This window comes from Embleya sp. NPDC056575 (genome assembly GCF_042793325.1).
In the GTDB taxonomy this organism is placed as follows: domain Bacteria; phylum Actinomycetota; class Actinomycetes; order Streptomycetales; family Streptomycetaceae; genus Embleya.
Genome location: NZ_JBHTVA010000064.1, coordinates 45,354 through 60,578 on the forward strand (window position 1 = coordinate 45,354; position 15,225 = coordinate 60,578).

14 protein-coding genes and 1 pseudogene are annotated in these 15,225 nt (G+C 72.3%); 9 read left to right on the plus strand and 6 right to left on the minus strand.

What is annotated here, in order from left to right; all coding sequences use genetic code 11:
- Positions 1-6: 6 nt before the first annotated feature.
- Complete coding sequence (locus ACFRCG_RS37070; RefSeq protein ID WP_380039759.1) at positions 7-717, minus strand: NADAR family protein; 711 nt, start codon at positions 715-717, stop codon at positions 7-9.
- A 101-nt stretch (positions 718-818) separates the two neighbouring features.
- On the opposite strand from ACFRCG_RS37070, the gene dusB reads away from it, so the two are divergent.
- Together dusB and ACFRCG_RS37080 are read left to right on the plus strand one after the other, a co-directional pair.
- Positions 819-2,015, plus strand: a complete 1,197-nt coding sequence (dusB, locus tag ACFRCG_RS37075; RefSeq protein WP_380039761.1) for a tRNA dihydrouridine synthase DusB — start codon at positions 819-821, stop codon at positions 2,013-2,015.
- A gap of 57 nt (positions 2,016-2,072) precedes the next feature.
- Positions 2,073-2,654 carry a TetR/AcrR family transcriptional regulator gene (locus tag ACFRCG_RS37080; RefSeq protein ID WP_380039763.1) on the plus strand — a complete coding sequence of 194 codons (582 nt, stop codon included), beginning with the start codon at positions 2,073-2,075 and terminating at the stop codon, positions 2,652-2,654.
- 110 nt (positions 2,655-2,764) lie between these two features.
- Here ACFRCG_RS37080 and ACFRCG_RS37085 read toward each other — a convergent pair.
- Positions 2,765-3,676: pseudogene (locus tag ACFRCG_RS37085) on the minus strand (M23 family metallopeptidase); the annotation flags it as partial.
- Between ACFRCG_RS37085 and rpsB the strand changes: the two are divergent.
- From rpsB to rlmN, 6 genes are all read left to right on the plus strand, one after another.
- Entirely contained in the window at positions 3,675-4,592 is a 918-nt protein-coding gene (rpsB, locus tag ACFRCG_RS37090) for a 30S ribosomal protein S2 (protein WP_380039765.1), read from the plus strand. The pseudogene ACFRCG_RS37085 and the gene rpsB overlap by 2 nt on opposite strands.
- Before the next feature lie 203 nt (positions 4,593-4,795).
- The gene (gene tsf, locus ACFRCG_RS37095; RefSeq protein ID WP_380003040.1) at positions 4,796-5,629 is read left to right on the plus strand and encodes a translation elongation factor Ts; all 834 of its coding nucleotides are present in this window, start codon (positions 4,796-4,798) and stop codon (positions 5,627-5,629) included.
- A gap of 80 nt (positions 5,630-5,709) precedes the next feature.
- The gene (gene pyrH, locus ACFRCG_RS37100; protein ID WP_078977400.1) at positions 5,710-6,519 is read left to right on the plus strand and encodes a UMP kinase; all 810 of its coding nucleotides are present in this window, start codon (positions 5,710-5,712) and stop codon (positions 6,517-6,519) included.
- A 32-nt stretch (positions 6,520-6,551) separates the two neighbouring features.
- Positions 6,552-7,109 (plus strand): ribosome recycling factor, encoded by a 558-nt coding sequence (gene frr, locus ACFRCG_RS37105; RefSeq protein WP_380003041.1) that lies wholly within the window; start codon positions 6,552-6,554, stop codon positions 7,107-7,109.
- Positions 7,109-8,374: a phosphatidate cytidylyltransferase gene (locus ACFRCG_RS37110; RefSeq protein ID WP_380039767.1), complete on the plus strand. Its 1,266-nt coding sequence runs from the start codon at positions 7,109-7,111 to the stop codon at positions 8,372-8,374. Before frr ends, ACFRCG_RS37110 begins: the two co-directional genes overlap by 1 nt.
- A gap of 119 nt (positions 8,375-8,493) precedes the next feature.
- A complete protein-coding gene (gene rlmN, locus ACFRCG_RS37115; RefSeq protein ID WP_380003043.1) occupies positions 8,494-9,600 on the plus strand; it encodes a 23S rRNA (adenine(2503)-C(2))-methyltransferase RlmN in 1,107 nt (368 codons plus the stop codon).
- A gap of 393 nt (positions 9,601-9,993) precedes the next feature.
- Here rlmN and ACFRCG_RS37120 read toward each other — a convergent pair whose 3' ends face one another.
- The gene (locus ACFRCG_RS37120; RefSeq protein WP_380039769.1) at positions 9,994-11,328 is read right to left on the minus strand and encodes a hypothetical protein; all 1,335 of its coding nucleotides are present in this window, start codon (positions 11,326-11,328) and stop codon (positions 9,994-9,996) included.
- Between the two features lie 4 nt (positions 11,329-11,332).
- Positions 11,333-12,082, minus strand: coding sequence for an ABC transporter ATP-binding protein (locus ACFRCG_RS37125; RefSeq protein WP_380039771.1), 750 nt, complete (start codon positions 12,080-12,082; stop codon positions 11,333-11,335).
- Between the two features lie 177 nt (positions 12,083-12,259).
- Here ACFRCG_RS37125 and ACFRCG_RS37130 point away from each other — a divergent pair, with 177 nt between their 5' ends.
- Positions 12,260-13,066: a tyrosine-protein phosphatase gene (locus tag ACFRCG_RS37130; RefSeq protein ID WP_380039774.1), complete on the plus strand. Its 807-nt coding sequence runs from the start codon at positions 12,260-12,262 to the stop codon at positions 13,064-13,066.
- A gap of 10 nt (positions 13,067-13,076) precedes the next feature.
- On the opposite strand, the gene ACFRCG_RS37135 is transcribed toward ACFRCG_RS37130, so the two are convergent.
- On the minus strand, positions 13,077-14,456 hold the full coding sequence (locus ACFRCG_RS37135) for an NAD(P)/FAD-dependent oxidoreductase (RefSeq protein ID WP_380039777.1): 1,380 nt from the start codon (positions 14,454-14,456) through the stop codon (positions 13,077-13,079).
- Positions 14,453-15,109, minus strand: a complete 657-nt coding sequence (locus tag ACFRCG_RS37140) for a pyridoxamine 5'-phosphate oxidase family protein (RefSeq protein ID WP_380039779.1) — start codon at positions 15,107-15,109, stop codon at positions 14,453-14,455. Before ACFRCG_RS37140 ends, ACFRCG_RS37135 begins: the two co-directional genes overlap by 4 nt.
- Between the last annotated feature and the right edge of the window lie 116 nt (positions 15,110-15,225).

Sequence of the window (15,225 nt, forward strand, 5' to 3'; positions counted from 1 at the left end):
GTTAGTTCATCCGGACGACGGCGCAGGAGCGGATTCCGACACCGCGTGATCGTGCCCTCCGGCCGACGCGGTCGAGCCGGGCGAGCCGGTCGAGCCGGTCGAAATGCCGGAGCCGGCCGCGTCGGCCAGCCGGGCGCGGGCCGCCATCAGCGCGAAGCCGAGCAGGTTCAGCCCGCGCCAGCGCTCGGGATCGCCCGCCCGCTCGTCGTCGGCGGCCAGCCCGATGCCCCAGATCCGGTCCAGCGGACTGGCCTCGACCAGGATCCGCCGCCCGGTGCCCAGCAAAAACGCGCCCATGTCCGGGTGCTGCCCGAACTTGGCCACGTTGCCGCCCACGATCAACTCGAACCGCTCGTCCACCCACCGCTGCTCGTCGAAACCGCGCACCTGGCGCCCGATCGTCTTGGCCGTCTTGGGGTGAGCGGCCGCCAGCACCCGGCGTTCCGCGTCGGCGTCGGCGAACATCCGGGCCTTGCCGGCCATCATCCAGTGCTCGGCGGTGCGATAGGTGATCCCGTCCACCTCGAACGGCGACGGATACCACTGACTCAGACAGCTCGCGTCCACGCCCCGGATCGGCTCGCGGTGCCCCCAGAAGAAGACGTACTGCAGCCGGGACTGTTGCCGGGCCCGCAGGATCAGGGACGCGACATCGAGCGGCTCACGGTCGGACTCGGCGGCGGCCCCGGCGGACGCCGGCGGGGAATCGGAGGTCATGCCCGCGATGCTGCCAGGACCCGACGACACCCGGAAACCACTTTTCCCGGTGGGGGACAATGGATCGGATCCATCCCCGCACCCCTCCTGGAGCACCGTCCATGGCACCCGCCGACGCACCAACGCCCGACGCCACCGGCAGCCCGTGGCCGCCGCTGCGCCTGGGCGCCTTCGGCGGCGCGCGGATTCGGCCGCCCGTGGTGCTGGCCCCCATGGCCGGCATCACCAACGCGCCGTTTCGCACGTTGTGCCAGGAGCAGGCCGAGGCGGCCACCACCGCGCGCCCGGCCGGGTTGTACGTCAGCGAGATGATCACCACCCGCGCGCTGGTCGAGCGGGACGCCAAGACGTTGCGGCTGATCCGCTTCGCCGAGACCGAGCGCCCGCGCAGCATCCAGCTGTACGGGGTCGACCCGCACATCGTCGGCCGCGCGGTCGCGATGATCGTGGACGAGGGCCTGGCCGACCACATCGACCTCAACTTCGGCTGCCCGGTGCCCAAGGTGACCCGCAAGGGCGGCGGTTCCGCGCTGCCCTACAAGCGCAACCTGCTGCGCGACATCCTGCGCTCGGCGGTCAAGAACGCGCGGGGCGTGCCGGTCACCATCAAGATGCGCAAGGGCATCGACGACGACCACCTGACCTACCTCGACGCGGGCCGAATCGCCGTGGACGAGGGCGTCACCTGGGTCGCCCTGCACGGCCGCACCGCCGAGCAGCACTACGGCGGCACCGCCGACTGGTCCGCCATCGCGCGGCTGAAGGAGGTCGTCACCGACATCCCGGTGCTCGGCAACGGCGACATCTGGGACGCCGAGGACGCGCTGCGGATGATGCGCGAGACCGGCTGCGACGGCGTCGTGGTCGGCCGCGGCTGCCTGGGCCGCCCCTGGTTGTTCCGCGACCTGGTCTCCGCCTTCGAGGGCAGCGCCGACCGGGCCCGACCGACCCTGGGCGAGGTCACCACGATCATGCGCCGGCACGCGGTGCTGCTCGCCGAGTGGATCGGCGACGAGACCCACGGCGTCACCGACCTGCGCAAGCACGTCGCCTGGTACATGAAGGGCTTCGCGGTCGGCGGCACCATCCGCCGCGGCCTGGCCACCGCGAGCAGCCTGGCCGAACTCGACGACTGGTTCGGGCAGCTCGACCTGGACCAGCCGTGGCCGACCGGCGCCGACGGCCCGCGCGGGCGCACCGCCGGCGGCAAGCGCGTCGTGCTGCCCGAGGGCTGGCTCGACGACCCCGAGTGCGCGCTGCCCCCGGTCGACGCCGAACTGGACCACTCCGGCGGCTGACCGGGGAATCGGGCAAGCTCCCCGATGGCACGCACGGTGACGTCGTACAGTGAGGGGATGCCCAAGATTCGAGCCTCCTCCGTCGCCGAGCACCGTGCGATGCAGCACGCCGCGCTGCTCGACGCCGCCCGGAGCCTGCTCGACGAGGGCGGCTTCGCCGCGCTCACCTTCCCCGCCCTGGCCGAACGCACCGGCCTGGCCCGCTCCTCGCTCTACGAATACTTCGCCTCGCGCGCGGCCGTGGTCGAGGAGCTGTGCGCCGTCGACCTGCCGGCGTGGGTGGCCGAGGTCGAGGACGCGATGGGCGCGACCGACGACCCGGCGCGGAAGATCGCGGCCTACGTCGCGCGCCAGTTGGAACTGGTCGGTGATCGTCGTCATCGCGTCGTCGTCGCGATCTCCACCGGCGAGTTGGACGCGAACGCGCGCGAGCGCATCCGGGCCGCCCACGGGCGGATCGTCGAACTGGTGGTGGACGCGCTGGCCGCGCTCGGCCACCGGGACCCGATGCTGGTCGCCACGCTGGTCCAGGGCATGGTCGACGCGGCGGTCCGACGGATCGAGTGCGGCGCCGACCCCGCCGAGGCCGCGTCCGCCACCCTGGCCCTGGTGCTCGGCGGCGTCGCCCGGGTCGCATAGCCCGCCGAACCCGACGAGCCCGAGCCCGGGCGGTTCGGGTACAACCGCACCCGCGCCCGACGCAGCAGCGTGAGCGGGTCGTGATACCCCGGCACCAGCAACCCCCAGTGCAGACACGGCACCGGCAGATGGAACGGCCCCGGCGTCAGCACCCCGATCGGTTCGCCCGCCGCGACCACCCGACCCGCCGCCACCGACGCGAGCACCGGCTCATAGGTGGTGCGCACGTCGCCGTGCCGCACGGTGACCACCCCGCGCCCGGCCACCGCGCCGGCGAAGACCACCACCCCCGCGCCCGCCGCGCGCACCGACTGGCCCACCGTCGCGGCCAGATCCACCCCGCGATGCCCGGCCAGCCACGCCGCCGCCGGCGGCTCGAACCCGCGCAGCACCACCGGCCGGGGATCCAGCGGCCACACCCAGCGCCGCACCTCCGGCGCGGCCCGCGCCGCCCCCGACGCGAGCGGCGCCGGGGAGGCGAGGGGCGATGCGACCGTCGACACCACGGCGGTGAGCAGCAGCAGACCCATCACGGCGGGCCCGCGAACCGATCTCGAATCGTTCATGCGCCCAGACTCACCGCCCGCGCCCGCCGCGGGCGCCGCTCCGCGTCGGCCTGTGGACAAACAGCCGTCCCGTGCGCGTAGACAACTTTTTCGTCCACAAGCGGTCGTCGATCGTCGAAGTGCGATACGCCGCGAAAAGCCGGTATACAAGCCGACGAGGCGGTGGAAAAGGGTGGCCGGAAGGCGAGTCGCCCGGCCGCGTACCGGTCCCGTACACTTCCCGGAGCGGCCCGGCCTTCCGGGTCGACTTCGCGCGCCCACCTTCGAGCCGCCGACGTCCCGCATGGCGAGACGCCAGTGAGCGGGACTCGATGGGGACACCTCTCGGTCCGGGAATCCGCAAGGACCTCGGCGTGGTGTCGCGGGCGTCAGGCGTGACGGCGACCCGTCGTCACGACACAACCGAGAGTCCCGGGCTCGATCGCCGGGACGAGAGTCCAAGGAGCGTACGGCCATGGCCGTCGTCACGATGCGGGAGCTGCTGGAAAGCGGCGTCCACTTCGGTCACCAGACCCGCCGCTGGAACCCGAAGATGAAGCGCTTCATCTTCACGGAGCGCAACGGCATCTACATCATCGACCTGCTCCAGTCGCTGTCGTACATCGACCGCGCCTACGAGTTCGTCAAGGAGACCGTCGCCCACGGCGGCACGATCCTGTTCGTCGGCACCAAGAAGCAGGCGCAGGAGGCGATCGCCGAGCAGGCGACGCGCGTGGGCATGCCCTACGTCAACCAGCGCTGGCTCGGCGGCATGCTGACCAACTTCTCGACCGTCTACAAGCGCCTCCAGCGCCTGAAGGAGCTCGAGCAGCTGGACTTCGACGACGTGGCCGGCTCGGGCATGACGAAGAAGGAACTGCTCGTCCTCAAGCGCGAGAAGGACAAGCTGTCGAAGACCCTCGGCGGCATCCGCGACATGCAGCGCGTGCCCTCGGCCGTGTGGATCGTGGACACCAAGAAGGAGCACATCGGCGTCGGCGAGGCCCGGAAGCTGCACATCCCGGTCGTCGCGATCCTCGACACCAACTGTGACCCCGACGAGGTCGACTACAAGATCCCGGGCAACGACGACGCGATCCGCTCGGTCACGCTGCTCACCCGCGTGATCGCCGACGCCGTCGCCGACGGTCTCATGTCGCGTGCCGGTGGCGCCGCCGCCGACACCAAGGCCACCGCCGGCGAGCCCCTCGCCGACTGGGAGCGCGAGCTGCTCGAGGCGGGCAAGAAGGACGAGGCCGCCCCCGCCGCCGAAGAGGTCGTCGAGTCCGGCTCGGTGACCGAGGCCGACGTCGCGGCCGAGCCCGTCGAGGCGCCGGCCGTCGAGGCCGCCGCCGCCGAGGCGCCGGCCGCCGAGGCCGACCCGCAGGCCTGACCCTGGAACGAGGGGTACGACGGCCAGGCCGGCGTACCCCTCGCCCTGTGCCGGGACCCGATCACGGTGCGTACGCATCCCGTATGTCCCCGTATGTGTCGGAATACCGCACGGACCCTTGACCTTCATCGGGTGGGGCGACACCCTCACCCGCAGTCGCTCGGGCAACCGGGCCGCTGACCGAGAGACGAGAGAATCAGGACATGGCGAACTTCTCCGCCGCGGACGTGAAGAAGCTCCGTGAGCTCACCGCCGCGGGCATGATGGACTGCAAGAAGGCCCTCGAAGAGGCCGAAGGCGACGTCGACAAGGCGGTCGAGATCCTTCGCGTCAAGGGCCAGAAGGGCGTCACCAAGCGCGAGGGCCGCTCGGCGTCCAACGGCGCCGTCGTCGCGCTGCTCGACGGCAACGCCTCCGGCGTCCTGGTCGAGCTCAAGTGCGAGACCGACTTCGTGGCCAAGAGCCCGAAGTTCATCGAGGCCGCCAACGCGATCGCCGCGCACGTCGCCAAGACCGCGCCCGCCGACATCGCCGCGCTGCTCGCGAGCGAGATCGAGGCCGGCAAGAGCGTCCAGCAGTTCGTGGACGACGCGAACGTCACGCTCGGCGAGAAGATCGTGCTCGACCGCTTCGCGCAGTACGCCGACGGCTTCGTCGCCGCGTACCTGCACAAGACCAGCCCCGACCTGCCCGCGCAGATCGGCGTGCTGATCGAGCTGGACGGCGCGAACGCCGAGGTGGCCAAGGACGTCGCGCAGCACATCGCCGCGTTCTCGCCCACCGTGCTCGCCCGCGAGGACGTGCCGGCCGAGACGGTCGAGACCGAGCGTCGTGTGGCCGAGGCCACCGCGCGCGAGGAGGGCAAGCCCGAGGCCGCCCTGTCCAAGATCGTCGAGGGCCGGGTGACCGGCTACTTCAAGGACAACGTGCTGCTCGACCAGGCGTTCGCCAAGGACAGCAAGAAGTCCGTGGGCAAGGTCCTGGACGAGGCCGGCGTCAAGGTCAAGCGCTTCACCCGCTTCAAGGTCGGCGTCTGATCGCCACTTGTGGCACCGCCCCGACCGGAAAGTGAACGCGGCCGGGGCATGTAGTAGGCATGAACGCAGTGAAAAGCAGTATGGCGAGGAGGCCGCAAGGCGTGGAGGGAACCGTGCAGGAAACCGAAACGAAGGCGGCCTCCTCGTCGTCCGCCGAGGGCGACGAGCCGAACCCCTACGCGCGCCGGGTGCTGCTCAAGCTCTCCGGTGAGGCGTTCGCGGGCGGCGGGGCCCTCGGTGTCGACCCCGACACCGTGCAGACCATCGCGCTCCAGATCGCCGACGTGGTCCGCCGCGGCACCCAGGTCGCCATCGTGATCGGCGGCGGCAACTTCTTCCGCGGCGCCGAGTTGCAGATCCGCGGCATGGACCGCGCCCGCTCGGACTACATGGGCATGCTCGGCACCGTGATGAACTGCCTGGCGCTCCAGGACTTCCTGGAGAAGCAGGGCATCGACACCCGCGTGCAGACCGCCATCACGATGGGCCAGGTCGCCGAGCCGTACATCCCGCGCCGCGCCGTGCGACACCTGGAGAAGGGCCGCGTGGTCATCTTCGGCGCGGGTATGGGCATGCCCTACTTCTCCACCGACACCACGGCCGCCCAGCGTGCGCTCGAGATCGACGCGGTCGCGCTGCTCATGGCCAAGGGCGTCGACGGCGTATACGACTGCGACCCGAAGTCCAACCCGGACGCGGTCATGTTCGATCGTCTGGATCACGCCGAGGTGCTCGCCCGCGGGCTCAAGGTCGCGGACGCCACCGCGATCAGCCTGTGCATGGACAACGAACTGCCGATCGTCGTCTTCAACCTGCTCGTCGAGGGCAACATCGCCCGCGCCGTGCGGGGTGAGAAGATCGGCACCCTGGTCAGCCGTACCGACGGCTGATCGACGGCGACAGGACCGGGACAGGAGCCGACATGATCGACGAGATTCTCCTCGAGGCCGAGGAAAAGATGGAGAAGGCCGTCGTGGTCGCCAAGGACGACTTCGCGGCGATCCGCACGGGCCGGGCCACCCCGGCCATGTTCAACAAGATCCTCGTGGACTACTACGGCTCGCCGACCCCGGTGAACCAGCTCGCGTCGTTCACCACCCCCGAGCCGCGGATGGTCCTGGTGACCCCGTTCGACGGCGGTTCGAGGAACGCGATCGTCAAGGCGATCCGCGACTCCGACCTCGGGGTCAACCCGACCGACGACGGCAAGGTCATCCGGGTCGTCTTCCCGCAGCTCACCGAGGAACGCCGCAAGGAGTTCATCAAGGTGGCGCGGAGCAAGGGCGAGGATGCGAAGATCTCGCTGCGGTCGATCCGCCGCAAGGCCAAGGACACGCTGGACAAGCGGGTCAAGGACGGCGAGTCCGGCGAGGACGAGGTGCGTCGCGCCGAGAAGGAACTCGACGACACGACCCACAAGTACGTCGCGCAGATCGACGAGTTGCTGAAGCACAAGGAAGCCGAGCTGCTCGAAGTCTGATGAACGACTCGACCTGGGGCGGTACGCCGCCGGCCGATCCGTCCGCGGGAGCGCACCCCGATCTGCCGCCCGGCCACGACCCGTACGGGTCGTACGGCGCGTGGCCGGAGCAGGTCCCGGACGCGCCGAACGGTCAGGAACCGGCCCACTACGATGCGGCACGGTCCGGCGGCCACGGCGGCGGCGCCACTCGTGCGCAGCAGCACTCTCCCGCCGGCGTCGGGGTACGGACACAGGATGACCACACGCAGGTGCTCTCACCGATCGCGGGTCACGACCCGGACGACGGGTCGCAATCCGACGCGGGCGGGCGGTTCCACGAGGAGCCCGTTCGACGGGATCCGGCGTACGCCGAGGCGCCACGCGGGGGCCGCGGGGTGACCGGGGACCAACCCGCGAAACCGGTCGGCAAGGCCGGACGCAACCTGCCCCAGGCGATCGGCGTCGGCGTCGCCCTCGGCGGGGTGATCGTGGCCTCGCTGCTCACCGTCCAGGTGTTGTTCGTGGGCGTCGTGCTGCTCGCGGTCCTGGTCGGACTGTGGGAGCTGGCGGGCGCCTTCGGCCGGGCCGAGGCGGTCGCCGACGCGGCCGGGCGGACCGCACAGGGCGCCACCGTCGGGCGGGGCATCAAGATTCCGGTGATCCCGCTGGCGGTCGGCTCGGCGGCGATGTTGATCGCCGCCTACGCGCGCGGTGCGCAGGGGTTGGCCGTGGCGACCGCGCTGACCGCCGTGGCGGTGATGATCTGGCGGATGACCGAGGGCCCCGAGGACTTCCTGCGGGACATGACGGCGGGTGTGTTCACCGTCTTCTACCTGCCGTTCCTGGCCGGCTTCGCGGTGCTCATGCTGGGCGACGACGACGGCGCGAAGCGGGTGCTGACCTTCATCATCCTGGTGGTGTGCGCCGACACCGGCGCCTACGCGGCCGGGGTGATCTCCGGAGGCCGGCACAAGATGGCGCCCACGATCAGTCCCGGCAAGAGCTGGGAGGGCTTCGCCGGCGGCGTGATCCTGGCCGCCGCCGCGGGCGCGCTGTGTGTGGTGTCCATGCTGGACGGCGCGTGGTGGCAGGGCGCCGTGGTCGGCGTCGCGGCCGCGGCGGTGTCCGCGCTCGGCGACCTCGCCGAGTCGATGATCAAGCGCGACCTCAAGGTCAAGGACATGGGCAGTCTGCTGCCCGGTCACGGCGGTGTGATGGACCGCCTCGACTCGCTGCTCGCCGCCGCCCCGGTGGTGTGGCTGCTGCTCGCCGTATTCGTATGACCCGGACCTGATCCGGCCCTTTCCGGACAGGCCCGGCAGACGCACGGAGCGGGGCCGGGCGGGTCTTCGGAACCCGTCGGATCCGGCCCCGCCCGTACACCTGCGACACTGGACGAGCCATGCCCAAACCTGGAGAACTCACCTTCACCGCGCCGCCGCGTCGTTCGAAGCCGCCGCGCCACCTTGCCGACCTCACCCTCGCCGAGCGCCGCGAGGCGGTGGCCGAGCTGGGCGAGAAGCCGTTTCGCGCGGCCCAACTGTCCAAGCACTACTTCGGTCACCTCTCGGACGACCCCGAGCAGTGGACCGACATGCCCGCCGCGACCCGGGCCAGGCTCGCCGAGGCGCTGCTGCCCTCGCTGATGACCTCCGTACGGGACATCTCCTGCGACGACGGGGCCACCCGCAAGTCGTTGTGGAAGCTCTTCGACGGCACCCTCGTCGAGGCCGTCCTGATGCGCTACCCCGACCGGGTCACGATGTGCGTGTCCTCGCAGGCGGGCTGCGGGATGAACTGCCCGTTCTGCGCCACCGGCCAGGCGGGTCTGACCCGCAACCTGTCCACCGGCGAGATCGTCGAGCAGGTGCTCGCCGGCGCTCGGGCCCTCGCGCGCGGCGAGGTGCCCGGCGGTCCGGGCCGGGTCAGCAACATCGTCTTCATGGGGATGGGCGAGCCGCTGGCCAACTACAAGGCCGTGGTCGGCGCGGTGCGCCGGCTGGTCGACCCGAGCCCCGAGGGCCTGGGTATCTCCGCCCGCTCGGTGACCATGTCCACGGTCGGCCTGGTCCCGGCGATGTACAAGCTCGCCGAGGAGCGGATCCCGGTCACCCTCGCCCTGTCCCTGCACGCGCCGGACGACGAGCTGCGCAACACGCTCGTCCCGGTCAACACCCGCTGGGACGTGCGCGAGGTGCTGGACGCCGCCTGGCACTACGAGGGCGTCACCGGTCGCCGGGTCTCCATCGAGTACGCGCTGATCAAGGACATCAACGACCACGGCTGGCGGGCCGATCTGCTCGGGCGTCGGCTGAAGAACCACAACGCGCACGTCAACCTGATCCCGCTCAACCCCACCCCGGGGTCGAAGTGGACCGCCTCCACGGCCGAGCGCCAGGAGGAGTTCGTCCGGCTGCTGACCAAGCACGGCGTGCCGGTCACCGTCCGGGACACCCGGGGCCGCGACATCGACGGCGCGTGCGGGCAGCTCGCCGCCGCAGAGGTCTGATTCCCCCGGCGCGATCGGCGGGCGGCCCACGCCGGCCCGCCGATCGACGGGGACACAGCCGGCAAGCGGGACAATCGGTGCAGGTCACGGGTGCGCGGCGCGGCGATATAGAACGGGTAACGAATCCTTATCGGATCCTTAGGCCGCACAGGGCAGACTGATCTCAGTGCCAGGCCGTCGGATCCTTTGATCCCCCCGTTCGAATGATCCGACGGTGGCACGCCCAAGCCGCCGGTCGAAGGGACACGATCCGGCGCACGGCTCGGGGTCGCGTGGCCCCCGAGACGAGAAGCACTTCGAGCCCGTCGCGGAAGGGGACGCCGCGCCGGGCTCGGAGTGTTTTCGCATGTCCGAGGGTTTTTTTACATCCGAGTGTCTTCCTATGGCCGGGGTTCAGGCCCGGCGGCGCCGCCGGGGTCGTTCGTCCCGCAGGATCACCGCCGCCGCCGCGATCAGCGCGGCCACCAGCAGGCCGACCGCCCAGACCGTGCCGAGCAGCGCGGTGCGGGTGGACACCGTCGGGAACGGATTGGCGCCCTCGTGTGCGGGCCAGGCCGCCAGCGCGCCGACGGTGATCGCCGTCGGCACGCAGACCAGGACCGGGACGGCGAGGGCGACCAGGGCCGCGCGGCGATCCGTCGGCGTGGCCGCGCCGATCGAGTGCAGGGTCCGCGAGGTCTCCCGGCGGGCCGGGCCGTACTCGACCACCACCGCGAACAACATCGCCGCCGCGCACAGCGAGACCGTGGCCACGGTCAGGAACAGTGGCGCGTCGGCCATCCGGACCGGCGTGCGCTCGCCCGCGAGCCGGCCGGTGGTGACCACCGCCAGCGCGATCGTGGTCAGGCCGAGCGGCAGCGCCAGGTCGTGCGCGCCGGCCTCCATCCGCCGGGCCGCGCACAACGTCCAGACCCGACCGGCCCGGGCCGCCCATCCGCCGCCGAGCCAGGCCACCAACCACGGCACGGTCAGCGCCGCTCCGATCAGCACCGCGGCGTATCCGCCCACCGCCGCCGGCAGCGCGCCGTGCGGCAACTGCTCCGGACGGGCCGGGTCGTCGATGAGGTACTGCGCGAGCAGCCCGGCCAGCACCAGGAGCGGCCCGACGTACGGCGGCACCCGGGGCAACGACCGGGCCGACGGCGCCCGCACCGCGCTCGCCGCCGCGATCGCCGCGATCGTGGGCACCACCACGAGCAGCGCCGCCAGGCCCGGCCAGTGCACCTCGGCGCCCACCGCGAGCAGTCGGCGCACCGCGGGCGGGAGCGAATGCCGCACCGAGCGCAGCACCAGGTGTGCCTGCATCCCGGCGATCGTGCCGACCAGGGCCGTGATCGCCGCCTCCGTCGCGACCGCCCCCCGCTCCGATCCGGGCCCCGTTCCGGGCCCCGTTCCAGGCCCGGTCCCGTGCCCCGGGGGCGGCGGCCCCTCGGCGGCCTCGGCGTGCGCGTGTCGGTCCCGATCGGCCCGGTCGTGCCGGTGCAGGACCGCGAGCCGGGTGCCGACCGCGGTCAGCACCGCCACGGCGGCCAACACCGGCAGCGCCGCGAGCAGCGGACCGGTCGGCGCCGGTGCCGCGCCCCCGCTCGGGCGGGCCCAGGCCAGCAGGCACAGCAGCACGATCGTGGCGCTGCCCGCCAGCGCCGCGCCGGCCAGCACTCGCGCCGCGTCGACCCGGGACGCGCCGTGCCACGCGTCGCGCAGGACCCGTGCGCCGGCCCCGGACATCGGCCTACCACCCCTCCGCGCGCGGGTCGGGACGACCCTCGCGCAGGACCAGGCCGTGGTCCGCGTGCGCGGCCACCCGCCGATCGGCGGTGGCCAGCACGAGGGTGATCTTGTGCGAGCGCACGGCGGAGACGAGGATCCGCATCAGATGGTCGAGTTCGGCGCCGGCCAGGCCGTGCGCCGGCTCGTCCGCGAAGACCACCGCCGGTCGGGTGACCAGCGCACGGGCGACCGCCGCCCGACGCAGCAGCGCCGGTCCCAGGCCCGGCGGCCGGGACTCGGCGTGCTCGGTGACGTCGAGCCGCTCCATCCAGTGCCGGGCGATCGCGAACGCCTCGGTGCGGCGCGTGCGATCCAGCAGCAGCGGCAGCGCCACGTTCTCCGCGACGGTCAACTCCGGCAGCAGCCGGGTCCGGCCGTCGACCAGGCCGAAGTGCCGGCGCCGCAGCGCGACGCGGCCCTTCTCGTCGAGCACGTGCATCGGGCCGCTGTTGAACCAGACCTCGCCGGCGTCGGGGGCGACCACGCCGGACAGGCACGCGAGGAGCGCCGACTTGCCGGCGCCGTCGGGCCCGGTGATCGCGAACGTCTCGTCGGCGCGGACCGCGGCCGAGACGTCGCGCAGCAACGTGCGGGGCCCCTGGGTGAGGGTCAGTCCGTGAGCGCGCAGCACGTCGTTGTCGGGCGGGGCGCTCGGCGCGTCGGCGACGGCGCGCCGGTCGGCGGGTCCGGTTGCGCGGGACGACAGGGACATGGCACACCTCCCGCAGAGTTGTGTTCGTTGCCACCCGTTCTCCTCCAACGAGCGTCGCGGCACGTGGTTTCGGCACGGGCGACAAACCCCCTGACTCGGGGAGCCCTGTCGGCGGGAGTTCGCACACATCATGATGAGGCGAACAGGTGTCTCGAACGCGTTCCGAACGGGGTGCACATGAACCGCCGACTCGATCTTCCAGATCTGCTCAATGCCCGCGACATCGGCGACCTACCGCTGATCGGCGGCGGTGTCACTCGAACGGGGGTACTGATGCGGTCCGAGACCCCGGATCTGCTCACCCCCAAGGGGGTCGACCGATTGATCCACACCTATCGCGTGCGGCACGTGCTCGATCTGCGTTCGGACCACGAGGGGTTGCCCGTGACCGAGTGGGCGGGCGTGGTCCGGCACCGGCTGCCGCTGCTGGGTCGCCGCTCCGCGCTGGCCGCCGACCGGGCCGCGATCGGCGACGTGTCGGCCGGGCAGACCCAGGGTCTGGAGTTGGACGACGACATCGACCTGGGCAGTGTGGACGAGTTCGGGGCCGGGCTGCTCTACATGCGGATGGCAGAGCGCGGCGGCGAGTCGTACGTACGCTCGCTGGAGATCCTGGCCGGCGACGGCGGGGTGCCGGCGCTGGTGCACTGCACCGCCGGCAAGGACCGGACCGGGATCCTGGTCGCCCTGCTCCTGTCGGTCGCCGGGGTCGAGCGCGAGGCGATCATCGCGGACTACACCGAGACCGAGACGCATCTCGTGGAGATGTTCGAACGTATCGACCGATTGCCGCGCCAGCCCCGGATCGACCCGTCGCATCCGGTCGCGCCCGCGATGCGCGGTGCGGCGCGGGCGTCCATCGACACCTTCCTGCGGGTGCTGGAGGAGCGGCACGGCTCCGCGGCGGAGTTCCTGCTCAAGGCGGGTGCGGCGCCGGACCACCTGGAGTCCTGGCGCCGCGTCATCCGAGGGGGAACGGGGTGACCGGCCCGGCTCAGTGACCGAGGAACCGGCCGAACGCCTGCGCCAGGCGCGACTCGCGCCCGGTGCGCCGCTCCTCGACGTCGGCGCCCGCCATCACCCGCAGGCCCACATTGGTGCCGATCCAGCGCAGCGGCTCCGGCTCCCACCGGGGCGAGCGGTGACGGACCCAGGGCAGCCGGGTCAGGTCGGTGTACTCGTCGCGGATCAGGTCGGCCAGGGTGCGGCCGGCGAGGTTGGCGGTGCCCACGCCGTCGCCGACGTAGCCGCCGGCCCAGGCCAGTCTGCGGGCGCGGTCCAGGCCGCAGCTCGCGTACCAGTCGCGGGCCACGCCCAGCGGGCCGCCCCAGGTGTGGGTGATTCGCGCGTCGGCGACGGCCGGGAACAACTCGGTGATCACCCGGCGCAGTTCGGCGAAGACCTTCTCGTCCCGGTCGAACTCGGGCCGCACCTTCGAGCCGAAGTGGTACGGCGCGCCGCGCCCGCCGAAGGCCAGGCGGTCGTCGGCGGTGCGCTGGCCGTAGACGATCAGGTGCCGCATGTCGCTGAAGCTCTCCCGGCGGGCCAGGCCCGCCTCGTCCCAGAAGGCCTTCGGCAGCGGCTCGGTGGCGATCATCAGCGAGTAGACCGGCGCGAGGTCGCGGTGGAAGCCGGCCAGTTCGGGGGTGTAGCCCTCGGTGGCGCGGACCACCACGTCGGCGCGCACCCGGCCGTGCGGGGTGACGGCGACGCCGTTCTCGATCGAGAGCACGGGGGTCCGCTCGTGGATGCGCACGCCGAGGCCGGCCACCGTCGCGGCCAGGCCGCGGGCCAGCTTGGCGGGGTGGAGCACCGCGCAGTGCGGGGTGTAGGTGCCGCCGAGCACGTCGGTGGCGCCGACCATCGCGCGCGCCTCGGCGGCGTCGAGCAGCCGGGCGTCGGAGGTGTCGAAGCCCCATGCGTGTTCCCCGGCGACCGCCTCGCGCGCGCGAGCCAGTTGTACCGGGGTGCGGGCCAGCACGACCGTGCCGCCCTTGTCGAAGTCGCAGTCGATGCCTTCTGCGGCGACCACCCGGCCGACCTCGTCGACGGTCGCGTGCATCGCCCGCTGCTGGGCGATCGCGCGTTCCCGGGTGCTGTCGCGGGCCACCTTGGCGATGGACGCGGGGAACAGCGCCGAGCACCAGCCGCCGTTGCGGCCGGACGCGCCGAAGCCGGCGACCTCGCGCTCCAGCACCACGATCCGCAGCGAGGGGTCGGCCCGGGCCAGGTAGTACGCCGTCCACAGGCCGGTGTAGCCGGCGCCGACGATCGCCACGTCGACGTCCAGGTCGCCCGCGAGCGCGGGGCGCGCGGTGACGTCCTCGCCGAGGGTGTCGAACCACAGGGACACGTCGCGGTAGTCGCCCGTCATCGGGTCCACGTCCTCGGGTAGTTGGGCGCGGGGAGGTCGAAGCGCAGGTCGGGGGCGGGCACGGGGGTGCCGAAGTGCTCGGTGATCGGGACCGTGCCGGCCCAGATCGGGGTGTCGAGGTCGGCCTCGTCGTCGTCGGGTGGCCCGGCCGAGATCTTCACCGAGGTCTCGTCCAGGGACAGCGCGAGGACGAGCGTCGCGGCCAGTTCCTTGGTCGAGTGCGGGCGCAGGTCGCCGCGGCGGCCGGGGAGCAGCCGGTCGGTGAGCAGGTCCAGGGTGGCGACCTTCTCGGCGTCCGGGAGCACCGTGCACGAGCCGAGCACCATCGCGCTGCGGTAGTTCATCGACGACTCGAAGGCGGACCGGGCCAGCACCAAGCCGTCGAGCAGCGTCACGGTCAGGCAGGTCGGCGCGCCGGCGGCCAGGCCGCGGAAGAGTCTGCTGCCGGTCGAGCCGTGGATCAACACCCGCTCGCCGTCCCGGGCGTAGGCGACGGGCAGGACGAACGGCTGACCGTCCTCGCCGGTGATGGCGAGGTGGCCGACCAGGCCGGCGTCGAGCACGGCGTGCAGCGCGGCCCGGTCCTCGACGGCGTGATCGGGCAGGCGGCGTATGCGGGTTCGGGGGGTGGAGCCGGGAACGGGGTGACTCATCGGGCCTCTTCGGGGATGTCGGTGGTGCCGATGGTGCCGGTGCTTCGGGGTGTTTCGGGGGATTCGACGCCGGATATGAGTCTGCCGCCGTCGCGCACGGGTGTGTGCGCGACGGC